Source organism: Sulfurovum sp. UBA12169 (assembly GCA_002742845.1).
Classification (GTDB): domain Bacteria; phylum Campylobacterota; class Campylobacteria; order Campylobacterales; family Sulfurovaceae; genus Sulfurovum.
Genome location: DLUH01000002.1, coordinates 25442 through 38222, shown reverse-complemented (window position 1 = coordinate 38222; position 12781 = coordinate 25442). Strand labels below are relative to the sequence as shown.

The window sequence follows — 12781 nt, the reverse complement described above, 5'->3', positions numbered from 1 at the left end:
TCTTAAATACTGCGTTTAAATTCCGGATATGCATCCATACCGCATTGGCTGTCATCAAGACCCTCTAGTTGTTCTTCATCATCTGCACGAAGTCTGACCAATCTGTTGATAACATAAATACTCAGGAATGATACCACAAAAACAAACAAACCTACAACAAGTACCCCTTTGACTTGTCCTAAAAGCGGTTTGTCTGTAAAAATACCAACAGCAAGCGTACCCCAAATACCATTCACAAGATGAACAGAAAGTGCACCTACGGGGTCATCTAATTGCAGTTTGTCAAAAATAGGTACGGCAAACACTACCAATGCACCTCCGATACCTCCGATAAGAATAGGAGTGTAAATTCCATAGAGATCCGGTCCTGCAGTAATGGAAACAAGACCCCCGAGGGCACCATTGAGAATCATGGTAATATCGAATTTTTTATAGCGAATATACATGAGTGCCCAGGAGATGATTGCGCCTGCAAGTCCTGCCGTGTTGGTGTTCATGATGGTGAGTGCCACCGTATCTGCACTTTCTTTGCTTGAAATGCTTCCTACGCTTCCTCCGTTAAAACCGAACCATCCTATCCACAAGAGCAATCCGCCGAGCGTTACAAGAGGGATATTGGACGCAGGAATAACATGTATTTTTCCATTTTTGTATTTTCCTCTTCTGGCCCCCATAATTAAGATTGCCGCCAAAAGTGCCCATCCTCCTGTTGAATGAATCACGGTGGATCCTGCCAAATCATACATGCTTGAAATATCCAGAACTGTATCGTTAAGGAAATTGGTTCCCCACGTAAGGTTCACAATAGTAGGATAGATAAAAGCTGCCATTATGAGAGTAAAAAGCGTTAGAGGCATGATGCGCGAACGTTCACTGACACCTCCGCTCATAATATTGATCGTTTTTCCAACGAATGCCATTTGAAACATAAAAAATGCCCACTTGCTGATCCCGTCCTGATAATCCCATCCTCCAAAAGCATAGGTGTACCCTGCGAGCAAAAAAGCCATGGAGGCAATCGCATAGATCATGACATTGACCGTAAGTACTGCTGTTACGTTTTTTGTTCGGACCAGTCCTGCTTCCAGCATTGCAAAACCCGGTACCATTAAGACAATAAGCGTCATGGCAAAAATTGCAAAAAGAGTGTCTATAACATAATGTGTTTCCATATCGCAAACCTTTTTGTGGATATTTTGAAAGTGTAGCAAGTTAAAAGGAGATTTGAAAAAGGTTTATTGCCTTAAATTTAATCATTTTCATATAAAAGTGATAAAAATACTATACAGATTGATTGAATAACGATCGATGAGAAGGCCGCCGTAGAGGCCCTACTAGGGCAAGAGCGTGCTCTGCCCATAGAGATTACTAAAGCGCCTCTTCGTCTTCTTNNATAGCTTCAATTTTTTTCATAAAACAACTCCTTGGTTGATGATGTATAGTATGGAGGCACAATGAATTGTGCCTATCAAAATCGCTTATGCGACTCTAGGGTTAAGGCATTCATGCCATCTCATGCCGTTATTATAAATTCATTGCTTTTTCGCCATGAATGCTTTCGTCCAGGCCGATCTCTTCAGTCTGAATATTTACACGGGCACCGCCGGTAATAGCCGATGCAATAAAATAAACAACAATGGTACCAATAAGCGTAAAGAGACCTACTGCCAGGACTGATTCGCATTGTACAAAAATCTGCTGCATTCGATCGCTGCTTTCTTTGAGCGGTCCGTCCCATAACAGATCTTTGTCGTCCAGTGCAAAGATACCGGTTGCAATCGCACCCCAAAGACCTGCCAAGAAATGGATTCCAAAAGCATCAAGGCTGTCATCGTACCCAAACTTTTTTTTGAGCCACACCACCCCAAAGAACCCGATGATCGAGCCAAATGATCCGATAATGAATGCACCCCCGGCACTTACAAACCCAGCCGCAGGCGTAACGGCAACAAGGCCTGCCACAATACCCGAAGCAATGCCAAGAAGTGTTGGTTTTTTGAAAATAATCCATTCAAGCAGCATCCATGTTACACCGCCAACAGCCGCCGCAACGGTTGTAGTCAGTACGGCTAAACCCGCAACTGCATTTGCGCCAAATGCAGAACCTCCGTTAAACCCGTACCATCCAAACCAAAGCAGTGCTGCACCTGCTGCCGAGAGCAAGACGCTGTAGGGTTTCATCGGAGTTTTGAGGTAACCTGTTCTTTTTCCTACCAGGAGAGCAAGTACTAAGCCGGCCAAACCGCCATTCATATGTACTACGGTCCCTCCTGCAAAATCAAGTGCGCCTTCATCAAAAAGCAATGCCCCTTCTCCTCCCCAAACCATATGTGCAATAGGGGCATAGACCATAAGGCCCCAGAGCGCTACAAATACCAGCCATGAAGAGAATTTCATGCGCCCAATGACTGATCCCGAAGCAATAGCTACGGTAATTGCGGCGAAAGTGCCTTGAAAAATAACAAAAACATACGTAGGATATGATCCGCTCAAATCTGTCCATTTGATGCCCTCAAGCATCATGTTTCCCAATCCTCCGGCCACATTTTGCATCATTGCATTCGATGCAGTGCCAAAGGCAATAGAGTATCCTGCAAAAATCCATAAAACCATAGTGAGAATAAAAGCGCCTGTAACCATCGCAAATGTGTTAAGTGTATTTTTGCTCCTTGTCATGCCGCTGTAAAACAATGCCAGGCCTGCGGGTGTCATCAAAAAAACAAGCGCTACGGATATCATCATCCATGCGGTGTCACCTGAATTTAGTTTGTCTTCTGCAAATGCCGCAATAGGCAAAAATGCTGTCAAGAGAGATAAAGCTTTGAACTTCATGTATCGTCCTTTAAAATAATTTACCTTACAATACTAACACGGATAAAGATTGTATTTATGCAAAAAGTGATTAATTTTTAATCAATATCTAATTAAAAAAATTACCAAAAGAAAAACAACGAAGTGCTTTCTGCATAAAAATACATTAACGAATTAACGGTATATCGAGTCTAATAGCGTGTTCTTTAAGAGAGCATGCAATATGGGTATTGGTTGTAAGGGCAACGATCTCTTCATCGGCATCATGGTATCGGCTGCCTGCTTCTATTGTCAGCTTTACGATAGACTCTTTTTTGTCAGCTATAATAATATGTTCACCGATAAGAAGTTTAAGCTCAATAAAAATAGAGTCCGATGACCTAAAGGCATCCATTACTTTTCTTAAGAGTTTTGAGAAATTATTTTGGTCTATTTTAAAAGGGGGTATGTCTTGGTCTGTAAAAAGTTCAAGATGATTGTTATTTTTTATTTTGAAAAGAGCGATATTGGCTTCGAGTAAAATATTGATATCTGTGGTGATCAGTTTTTCTTTATGAAGTATAATGTTTTGCTTGATGCGCGGTTTATTGTAAAGCCGTATGGCGATTTGTTCTTCATTTTCGTATCCCACGGTAATGGCATAAAAACTGAAAGCATCATAATTTAAAGAAAGCATAGTGGTCTTGTAGCCAAAATTTTGCGGCGCATAAAAAAGTGCAATATCAAAGATTTCTCTGGGGGTAGTGTGGCCAAAAAGCAGTTCCGCCGCACTGTTGAGGTAAAGTATTTTGCCATGATGATTGAAAAGAACGAAAGGACTATTGTCCCATTCAACAAATGATTTAAAATCAATCGATACGGTATTCATATATTTTTTTCCTCAGAGTATTTCTGTTGATGCCTAAAACCTGTGAAAGCTGAAGCTGTGATCTGAATTTTTTTAGTCCTGCTTCAATAAGAGGTTTTTCATAGAGCCCAAGATACTCTTTATAGGCATTATTTCCTTCCAAATGCTCCAAGAGATAGGTGTATAAAACCTGCTCAATCTCTTTGGGGTGCATGTTGCGGTAGATTACCTGTTCGTAGACAGATTTTTTGAGACTTTGGTTGTTGTCAGAAAGGTCCGTCGCGATACTTTCCAAAGAGAGGGAATGTTCATCTTTCATCAGTACCGTGCAGGCTTCTTTAAAAAAAAGTGCTTTCATATAGCGGGCGTCTTCCGTTCTGTCTCTTAAAGGAGGCAGCATGTAGATAAATGCAAAAAGCTTATCAATGATCTCTTGGTTCCCTGTGTGATTGGCTACAGCAATAACGCGTTTGTTGTCAAATTGAAATTTATTTTGATTGTTTAATTTTTCAAAATCAGTGATAATCAGCTCATCATACTCCTTAAGTGCGTCTTCCACCTCTTTTTGATTGGTGCCGGAAACAGTTGTTGTGTCAGGAAAAAGAGTACGTACCAATGTTTTTTTTCCTGTATGCGCTTCTCCTAGGATAATAGAGGAGACAAAAAGCGTTCTTGTAAGATTGAGCCCTTTGATAATATTTTGTATTTGCTCAGATTTGGTATAAAATTGTTCCATATTATTCTTTTTATTGTTTAATTATTAATCATATAGAAATTCAACTAAAAGTATGTTAAAATTATTCGAGTGTCGGGCTAACTAAATTAAAAAGGGTTTTCATTAAAACTTCATTTAAAACATTTCACCGTTTTTTTAACTATCTTTCCATAGAGCAGGCTTTAGAATATTTTTCAATTTTAGGCGGTATAGAAGAAAGCATCGTTTTAGACTATTTCGATGATATTTTTTCTATGGTCGAATCCAATTTTGTACAAAATTTTCATATTTTTGAATCTCTTATAAGACCGAGCTATCTTTTGGAAAGTCCTTACAAAGAGATCTTGATGGCTACAGCAAGAGGAGACGGCAAACTCTATAGCGTATTGAGAAAAGCCAGACTGAGTGAGGCTGCAGGCGAAAAAATCATAGAAGATTTGCTTGATTTAAATATTCTCAAGCTTGAAATATCCAGAGAAACACCTTTGCGTATTCATCCAAAACATAAGATTAAAAAAGAACTTAGAGCCTATCGTATACAAGACAAGCTTCGGTTTGTGCAGCCTTTTATGCGCTTTTGGTTTGGATTTGTAGAGTACTACAGGCAGGAGCTTGCTTGCGGCAAAGGCGAACGGTTTATGGAAAATTTTCAAAATCATTATGAGCGTTTGCGCTCTTTGGTGTATGAACAGCTTTGCGATGCGCTTTTGGTAAAGCATTATGAAGATCATGCACCGCTTAAAAGCAGCGGGAGTTATTGGAATTGGGATAGTGAATTTGATATTTTGGCTGTAACGGATGATGAGAAGCTTATCTTGGGGGAGTGCAAATATAAAGACAGAAAAGTATGTAAAAACGAACTGACTAAACTCAAAGCAAAAGCCGTACGCTCAGGACTTGATGTAAACACTTATGCTCTGTTCTCCAAAGACGGTTTTTCCAATGAGCTTTTACAATGCAAAGATGAAGGTTTGCTTTTGTTTGATCTGGATGATTTGAAAAATTTGCTTTAATGATTTCATAAAGCTATTGTTTTATATTCTCGATATTTTTTCTGTGCTCTTTGAACGTGTCTGTAAAGTCATGTACGCCTTGCGCATTTTTCATAAAATACAGATAGTTGGTTTTAGCAGGTTTAATTGCAGCCTTGATTGCATCTATGCTTACTGCTCCAATGGGTGAATCGGGTATGCCTTTGTGTTTGTAGGTGTTGAATGTTGTTTCATCGTTGCGGATTCGTTCAGGAGTGACTCTGGTGTGAGAATATTCCCCATAATTGAGTGTGCCATCCATCTGCAGCCGCATCCCTTTTTTAAGTCGATTATGGATCACCGATGAGACAAGCGGCATCTCCTCATTATTTGCTGCTTCTTTTTGAATGATGGAAGCGATAGTCAATATTTTTTTCCACCGTTTTGTCTCATAATTGCCGTAAATTTTTTCCGAAAAATTTTTATATTTTTTCTCGGATTCTCTGATGAGAAAATCCATCAGCTGCTTTTCTTTGATACCTAAGGGCACATAATAGGTATCTGCGTAAATTCCGGCTTCCGGGTAATTTGAAAATGTGTGGTAGTACTTAAAAAGCTCTTCTTTATCCAGGTGCAATTTTTCGGCCAAGTCATTAAAAAAAATAGCACTGGTTTCACCGGGGATTAATGTAATCTTTTCAATGCGTGCTTTTGCACTGGTGAGTTTGTATAAAAAATCAATGCGATTCAAATGGGTGCTGCCTACATAGATCCATCCGCTTTGCGGTTTGCCCAAAGCCGCAAGGATATACTTATCTATAGGCGTTAGAGCATATCCTTTTTTAGTCAGCTGTGTTATAATATTGTCTATAGAGCCTTGGGGTACAAAAAGTGTTTGTGTCGTCTGAATGGGCAGCGTCGTATAAAAGGCAAAAGAGATGATTAAAAGCAGTGCTGTAAATTCCGCCCATGCTATCCATGCAGCAGTACGAAATAGTTTGATTTTTTTAATCGTCATTGGCGTGGCCCTTTTCTTTTGGCTTCAATCTGGTATACAGTTTGATGAACTGGCTTTTGGGGAATACAAGGTCAAGAAATTATACATTAAACTCGATAAAAAACTTACGCTCAAAGCTAAAGAGCTGATTGTACCTGCAAGCAGAGAAAAACCTTCTTTGGAAAATATCGACAAAAAGCTTAATGACATCAAGTTTCTCTTTACCTTTTTTGAGTATCTGGAACTGGAGAGAGTTTACCTTAAGAATAATACCCTCAAGATCGCCTTTGCAAATGATATCCTTTATATCGCCAGCGATGACTTTGAAATTGTGGGGAGCCTAGCCAAAAAAGAATATCAGATTATTGCAGATATTACTTCACTTTATATTAAAAAAAATCAGGCTACCGTTACAGGAAAACTTACTTATGATTTTAAAAGAGACAAGATAAAAGCCCTGGGAAGCTTTGATGCATATGACATTAAAGGCACATTTGCCGCGACCAAAGAGCAGGACCGGCTGCATTTTTCTTTGAAAAGCGATCCCTTTACGGACCTTAAACCATTTATTGATACTTTAACGCTTAGTGAAGCGGTAAAGAGCTGGATGGTTGAAAAAGTGGAAGCAAAAAAGTATCAGCTGCTCTCATTGGAGGGAAAAGCGAAGATGCAAAATAAAGGTACGCTGAAGATAGATTTCGATGCGCTTAAAGGCGAAATGTTGTTTGAGGACGCAAAGGTTCACTACAAGCAGGAGTTGCCGCCTGTGGTGGCTGAAAGTTTTTTATTGAGCTACAAAAAAGGCGCATTGCATTTTGATTTCAAAGAACCTTTTTATGAACAAAGAAGTTTGGAAGGCAGCACAGTAGATATTGTGCATTTGATTGGAAAAAAACCAAAGATGCTTCATTTGGACCTTCACTTAAATACCCCGTTTGATTCGGTAGTTCAAAAAATACTTCAAGCCTACAATCTTCATGTGCCGGTGTTGCAAAAAAGCGGAAATGCAAAAGCCAGGCTTAAGGCACACATAAACCTTACAGAAAAAAAACAGGATTTTGTCTTTGATGCCCAGCTTCAAAAAGGAGAGGTTGAAGTTTCTTCCCTGGTGCTGCCTGTAGAAAATGCAACGGTATCTTATGAAAAAAATGAAATAACTCTCAAAGAGGTGTATCTTAAAAGTCCGCAGTATGAAGGAAAGCTAAAAGGAAAGATAAAGCCCAAAGAAAAAACAGCGTCCCTTATACTGGAGGCAAAGCAGATAAAATTAGGCAAAGAGAAGGAGCCTTATTTGCTGCTGAAAGATCAAGCAGTGCCTTTTGAGCTTGATTTTGGCGATAAACCAAAAGTAAACATACCCAAATTGGGAATAACAATTCAAAAACGCACAAAAGATACACTGGTCACTTTAAAGGATCTTAGAAAAATAAAACCTTTTCTTACGAACAGGCGTCTTATTGAAGAAGGCGGAACGATGGAGATTTGGAGTGAGGATTTTGAAAATTACCACTTCAAAGGAGAGCTGCTTAGGGAAACCTGTTTTTTTTATGACAAGGAAAACATATGTCATGTAAAGGTGCCATGCAGCGGACAAATAGGAAAAAAAGGGATGGATTTTTATGCATTTAACAAGCGTTTGCATTGGAATCCGAATGCTTCTCGCATTAATCTTTCAAATCTTAACATCGATCTTAAAAAATTTTTAAGCACAAGAAGCCAGAAAGAACAAGAAACGATTAAAAAACTGGTCATCGTAGGGAAACAAAGCAATTTTAGATATGGCAAATATACGCTTGTGATGGACAATTACGATATTGAGGTCATGCCAAACGGCACAATTAAAGCCACGGGGAGTTCGGATGAAGATATCATAAAATTTAACAAAGACGGCAAAAAGGTCATTTTGCAGGCTTGGCGGATAAAAGATAGGGCGCTTCATCCTTTAATTCATTTTGACGGCCTGAAAGAAGGCAGATATTCTTTGAAACAATCCGGGGATCCGGATAAAGAAATGAAAGGGCAGATGATTATAGAAGGAGGGGTTTTGAGTGATTTTAAAGCCTATAACCATATTTTGGCTTTTCTCAATACTGTTCCCGCTTTGGCGACACTAAACAGTCCCGGATTTTCAAAAAAAGGTTTTTTGATTAATGAGGGTATTATTGAGTATCGTGTCATGGGCGATACTATTATTTTTGATTCTGTTTTGATTCAAGGCAAATCCGCAACGATAGCAGGAAAAGGAATAATCAATATGAAGCAAAAAATAATCCGGATAGATCTTGCGATTCAAACTGCCAGAGAATTGGGTAAATTCCTTGGAAATATTCCTGTTGTAGGGTACATTATGCTAGGAGAAGACAAGAGTATGACAGTAGGCTTGAAAATATCCGGAGCTCTTGACGATCCAAAAATCAGAACCACCGCAGCAGAAGATATTCTTCTGATGCCGATACAATTTCTTAAGCGTGTGATCAAGACACCCGAAGCAATGATAGGAGAATAGATTTATTCGTTTCTTAAGACCGTAAGAGGATCTGTTTGTGAAGCTTTTTTTGCAGGATAGAGCGAAGAAAGCAAGATAATAACAGCTGTACCCGATAAAATAAATCCAAAGTCATTTAAAGCCAAATCTACAGGAAGTCTGCTTGTGCCGTATACATCCTCCGGCATAGCGATAATGTCAAAAGTAGTAAGGACCCAGATGCCAAATCCGCCCAGAAGCGTTCCGGCGATGATGCCCGCGCTGCCGATAATAACTCCCAGCCTGAAAAAGATGGAACGTATCTCTTGTTTGGTGGCGCCCAGTGTACGCATTAGGGCAATTTCGCTGCGCCGGCTCATCACGGTCATTAAAAGAGAAGAGATGATGTTTAGGGAAGCAACAAGGATAATCAGAAGCAAAACAAGAAAAAGTGCTTTTTTCTCCATCGCCATAGCTGTAAAAAAGTTACCGTTTTGTTCCCACCATCCTTCGATAATCACATTGCTCGGCAAGGCTTTTTTAATGCTTTCTATCTCTTCAAGCGGATTTTCCGTAAAGAGGTGCAAGCCGTCATAAAATCCCTTTTCTCTATCGAGCAATGTTTCAAAGGCTTCCAGGGTAGTGTATATAATGGCCTTATCATAGGCTTTGAGTCCCGAATCAAAAATACCATCGACCTCAAACCGCTTTTGTAACGGCATGGTGCCAAAACCGACAGCTTGCTGTTCTGAAAAATAGAGGGTGACCTTTTCGCCTTTGGGTGCATTCATCTCAAAAGAGAGCGCATCTCCCAGCACTGCCCTGAAGGGGCTTTTTCCATCACCTTTTGCTTCGGCAAAAATCGGGTTAAGACCGCTCTCCTGGTGGAAGTCCACTCCGTAAAGAAGACTGCCCTGTACAGCCCCTTCGTTTTTTGTGATGACCTGCGTGGTATAGTAAGGGCTGAATTTGAGATGAGGAAATTTTTGTTTGAGCGTCTGTATCAGCGTCTGGTCTACACTTTTTTCTTCCAGCGGGAGTATCGTAAGGGGGTAGTTCATCACAAAAAGACGTTTAGTGAACTCTTTTTGTGTGCCATTCATGATGCCCATCGCGATCATTAGTACCATGACACCTGCGGCAATACCTAAAAAAGCAAGCAGGGCAGAGATGAAAATAAAAGGATTCTCCTTATCATACCTAAGGTAATGTCTGATGATGCGACGAACAAAAAGTCCGTTGAATGCGCTACCCATTACGCTAAAAGTCCTTTTTTGGGTCCGCTTTGTCCGCAACAGTTTTTGTATTTCTTTCCTGAACCGCAAGGACAGGGATCATTTCTTTTGGGTTTTTTGGTTTCTAAAACGGATGCAAGGCTCAAATCGTCGGTGACAGCACCTTCTTCATAAGATTGGTTAAAGGCTGCATCGGCAATATCGTTTTCGAGTTCTTCTTTAATGTTCTCTATGGCCTCTTGCTCCTCTTGGAAGGATCTGAAATCAAATTGAACCAGTTGAAGTACTTTTACAGCCTCATATTTTATACGCTGTATCAGATCTGTAAAGAGTTTGAAGCTGTCTTGCTTGTATTCTGTAAGCGGATCTTTTTGATTGTATCCTCTTAGCCCTATACCCGTTTTAAGCACATCCATTTCATAAAGATGGTCTCTCCATTGCGGATCAAGCACCTGAAGATAAAGGATACGCTCAACTTCCTGTCTTTGTTGCGGGTTGATTTTGGACATTTTGGCTTCATAAAGATCGGTCATCTTTTCATAGACAATCTGTGCAATTTCATGAGCTGATTTTTCATGCAGCATTTCCATGGGAACGTCAACAAGCACTTCTTCCTTGAGAAGTAAAATAAGTTTTTCCAAATTATAATCTTCTTTAGGCATTCCTTCGAAAATCTCGCATTCAGCCAAAAGATGATCAATAAATTCAACTCTATTTTCTGTAATTTTTCCGGCGATATTGAAATTTGGATCCAAAAGCTGGTTTCTGAAGGTGTAGATCGCTTTTCTTTGATGGTTGGCGACATCATCATACTCAAGAATGTGTTTTCGTGATTCGTAGTGCATGTTTTCCACTTTTTTCTGTGCTTTTTCTACACTTTTTGTCACGATTTTTGAGTCGATATACTCCCCTTCTTCTACGCCGAGTCTGTTCATAATATTTCTGATTTTTTCACCGCCGAAAATACGCAGCAGATTGTCATCAAGACTGAGATAGAATTGGCTTTCTCCCGGATCGCCCTGGCGTCCGGAACGGCCCCTGAGCTGATTGTCTATACGGCGGCTTTCGTGACGTTCCGTACCGAGAATAAGCAGACCGCCCAAACTTCTTACTTCATCGTCTATTTTGATGTCAACTCCTCGGCCGGCCATATTTGTAGCTACGGTTATGGCACCTTTTTGTCCTGCATTTATAATGATTTGCGCTTCTTGTTCATGATTTTTGGCATTAAGAACATTGTGCGGAATTTTTTCTTTTTTGAGTCTTTCATGAATCATTTCTGATTTTTCGATGGATGCTGTTCCTATGAGAATAGGCTGTCCTTTGGTATGCACCTCTTTAATTCTTTTGACTACTGCATCGAGTTTTTCTCGTTCTGAGTTGTAGATGAGGTCATTTTTGTCTATTCTGGCAATAGGCACATTGGTGGGGATACTGATGACATCAAGATTGTAAATCTGGGCAAACTCCGTTGCTTCTGTTTGAGCCGTACCGGTCATGCCGGCGAGTTTTTCATAGAGTCTGAAATAGTTTTGGTAGGTAATCTCTGCTAGGGTTTGGGACTCTTCTTGTATCTGCACTCCCTCTTTGGCTTCGAGTGCCTGGTGTAATCCTTCGCTGTATCTGCGTCCTTCGCTGAGTCTTCCTGTAAACTCATCAACGATAATAATTTCATTGTTTTTCACTACATAATCAACATCTTTTGCAAAAATATAATGCGCTTTGAGCGCCTGATCGAGATAGTGTGAAAGTGCTGCATTTTCCAAACTGTAGAGGTTTTCTACTTCAAAAAGTTCTTGGGCTTTTTCGAGCCCCTGTTCGGTCATGACGATAACCCTGTTTTTTTCATCAACGATAAAATCTCCCGTTGTCTCTTCGGGTTCGCCGGGTTTGGTTTCTTTTTTTTCACCTCTGACCATCTGTCTGGCAATAGCATTTGCCCTGGCGTAGTGATTTTGGTCTCTGTGTGTGGGACCTGAGATGATAAGCGGTGTACGTGCTTCATCGATCAGGATAGAATCCACTTCGTCCACGATAGCAAAATGATGTTCTCTTTGTACTTTTTCTTCCACTCTTACTTTCATGTTGTCGCGCAGATAATCAAAACCGTATTCGTTGTTGGTTCCGTACACAATATCCGCACTGTATTGCGCTTTTCTGCTTCGCTCATCGTGCACATCGGAAGTAATACAGCCTACAGAATACCCCAAAAATCTATAGAGCATACCCATCTGTTCGGAGTCTCTGCGCGCAAGGTAGTCGTTGACTGTAACGACATGCACGCCTTTGCCGCTCATCGCATTGAGTATAACAGCAAGGGTGGCAACCAGGGTTTTCCCTTCCCCTGTTTTCATCTCGGCAATATTGCCATCATGCAGCACCATGCCTCCGACCATCTGGACATCAAAATGTCTCATCCCTAAAATACGCTTAGATGCTTCACGGGTAATTGCAAAAGAATCATAGAGCACCTCATTCAGATTTGCTTTACCGCTTTGTACTTCTTGCCTGAGGGCTGCAAAAGCAGATTGCAATGCTTCGTCGCTGAGCGCTTCATATTTGCTCTCAAGCGCATTGATCGATTTCACTTTTTTGAGATAGTTTTTGACGATCTTTTCATTTTGTGTGCCAAATATTTTAAGTACGGTTTTTATCATGATTGCGTATGCCTAGTTGTAAAATTCGAATAATTTTATCCAAAAAAAATGTAAAGACGGTTAAACCTTGTGTAAATTGCTTTT

9 protein-coding genes are annotated in these 12781 nt (G+C 40.2%); 2 read left to right on the top strand and 7 right to left on the bottom strand.

Annotation, left to right across the window (positions count from 1 at the left end):
* Nucleotides 1-2 precede the first annotated feature (2 nt).
* From CFH81_03805 to CFH81_03790, 4 genes are all read right to left on the bottom strand, one after another.
* Nucleotides 3-1172, bottom strand: coding sequence for an ammonium transporter (locus tag CFH81_03805; GenBank protein DAB40630.1), 1170 nt, complete (start codon nt 1170-1172; stop codon nt 3-5).
* Nucleotides 1173-1524: 352 nt separating this feature from the next.
* Entirely contained in the window at nt 1525-2832 is a 1308-nt protein-coding gene (locus CFH81_03800; protein ID DAB40629.1) for an ammonium transporter, read from the bottom strand.
* Between the two features lie 145 nt (nt 2833-2977).
* Nucleotides 2978-3679 (bottom strand): hypothetical protein, encoded by a 702-nt coding sequence (locus CFH81_03795; protein DAB40628.1) that lies wholly within the window; start codon nt 3677-3679, stop codon nt 2978-2980.
* A complete protein-coding gene (locus CFH81_03790; GenBank protein DAB40627.1) occupies nt 3660-4394 on the bottom strand; it encodes a Fis family transcriptional regulator in 735 nt (244 codons plus the stop codon). The genes CFH81_03795 and CFH81_03790 overlap by 20 nt, the downstream gene beginning before the upstream one ends.
* A gap of 233 nt (nt 4395-4627) precedes the next feature.
* On the opposite strand from CFH81_03790, the gene CFH81_03785 reads away from it, so the two are divergent.
* Complete coding sequence (locus CFH81_03785; GenBank protein DAB40626.1) at nt 4628-5386, top strand: hypothetical protein; 759 nt, start codon at nt 4628-4630, stop codon at nt 5384-5386.
* 13 nt (nt 5387-5399) lie between these two features.
* On the opposite strand, the gene CFH81_03780 is transcribed toward CFH81_03785, so the two are convergent.
* Complete coding sequence (locus tag CFH81_03780) at nt 5400-6362, bottom strand: aminodeoxychorismate lyase (protein DAB40625.1); 963 nt, start codon at nt 6360-6362, stop codon at nt 5400-5402.
* On the opposite strand from CFH81_03780, the gene CFH81_03775 reads away from it, so the two are divergent.
* A complete protein-coding gene (locus tag CFH81_03775) occupies nt 6283-8847 on the top strand; it encodes a hypothetical protein (GenBank protein DAB40624.1) in 2565 nt (854 codons plus the stop codon). The two genes, CFH81_03780 and CFH81_03775, sit on opposite strands and share 80 nt — an antisense overlap.
* Nucleotides 8848-8849: 2 nt before the next feature.
* Here CFH81_03775 and CFH81_03770 read toward each other — a convergent pair whose 3' ends face one another.
* Together CFH81_03770 and CFH81_03765 are read right to left on the bottom strand one after the other, a co-directional pair.
* Nucleotides 8850-10061, bottom strand: a complete 1212-nt coding sequence (locus CFH81_03770; GenBank protein ID DAB40623.1) for a hypothetical protein — start codon at nt 10059-10061, stop codon at nt 8850-8852.
* Nucleotides 10061-12697, bottom strand: a complete 2637-nt coding sequence (locus CFH81_03765) for a preprotein translocase subunit SecA (GenBank protein DAB40622.1) — start codon at nt 12695-12697, stop codon at nt 10061-10063. Before CFH81_03765 ends, CFH81_03770 begins: the two co-directional genes overlap by 1 nt.
* Nucleotides 12698-12781 lie beyond the last annotated feature (84 nt).

What these genes read in the sequence shown, in the direction of transcription:
- CFH81_03805 (DAB40630.1), bottom strand. Translation starts at nt 1,172, where the DNA reads ATGGAAACACATTATGTTATAGACACTCTTTTTGCAATTTTTGCCATG.
- CFH81_03800 (DAB40629.1), bottom strand. Translation starts at nt 2,832, where the DNA reads ATGAAGTTCAAAGCTTTATCTCTCTTGACAGCATTTTTGCCTATTGCG.
- CFH81_03795 (DAB40628.1), bottom strand. Translation starts at nt 3,679, where the DNA reads ATGAATACCGTATCGATTGATTTTAAATCATTTGTTGAATGGGACAAT.
- CFH81_03790 (DAB40627.1), bottom strand. Translation starts at nt 4,394, where the DNA reads ATGGAACAATTTTATACCAAATCTGAGCAAATACAAAATATTATCAAA.
- CFH81_03785 (DAB40626.1), top strand. Translation starts at nt 4,628, where the DNA reads ATGGTCGAATCCAATTTTGTACAAAATTTTCATATTTTTGAATCTCTT.
- CFH81_03775 (DAB40624.1), top strand. Translation starts at nt 6,283, where the DNA reads ATGATTAAAAGCAGTGCTGTAAATTCCGCCCATGCTATCCATGCAGCA.
- CFH81_03780 (DAB40625.1), bottom strand. Translation starts at nt 6,362, where the DNA reads ATGACGATTAAAAAAATCAAACTATTTCGTACTGCTGCATGGATAGCA.
- CFH81_03770 (DAB40623.1), bottom strand. Translation starts at nt 10,061, where the DNA reads ATGGGTAGCGCATTCAACGGACTTTTTGTTCGTCGCATCATCAGACAT.
- CFH81_03765 (DAB40622.1), bottom strand. Translation starts at nt 12,697, where the DNA reads ATGATAAAAACCGTACTTAAAATATTTGGCACACAAAATGAAAAGATC.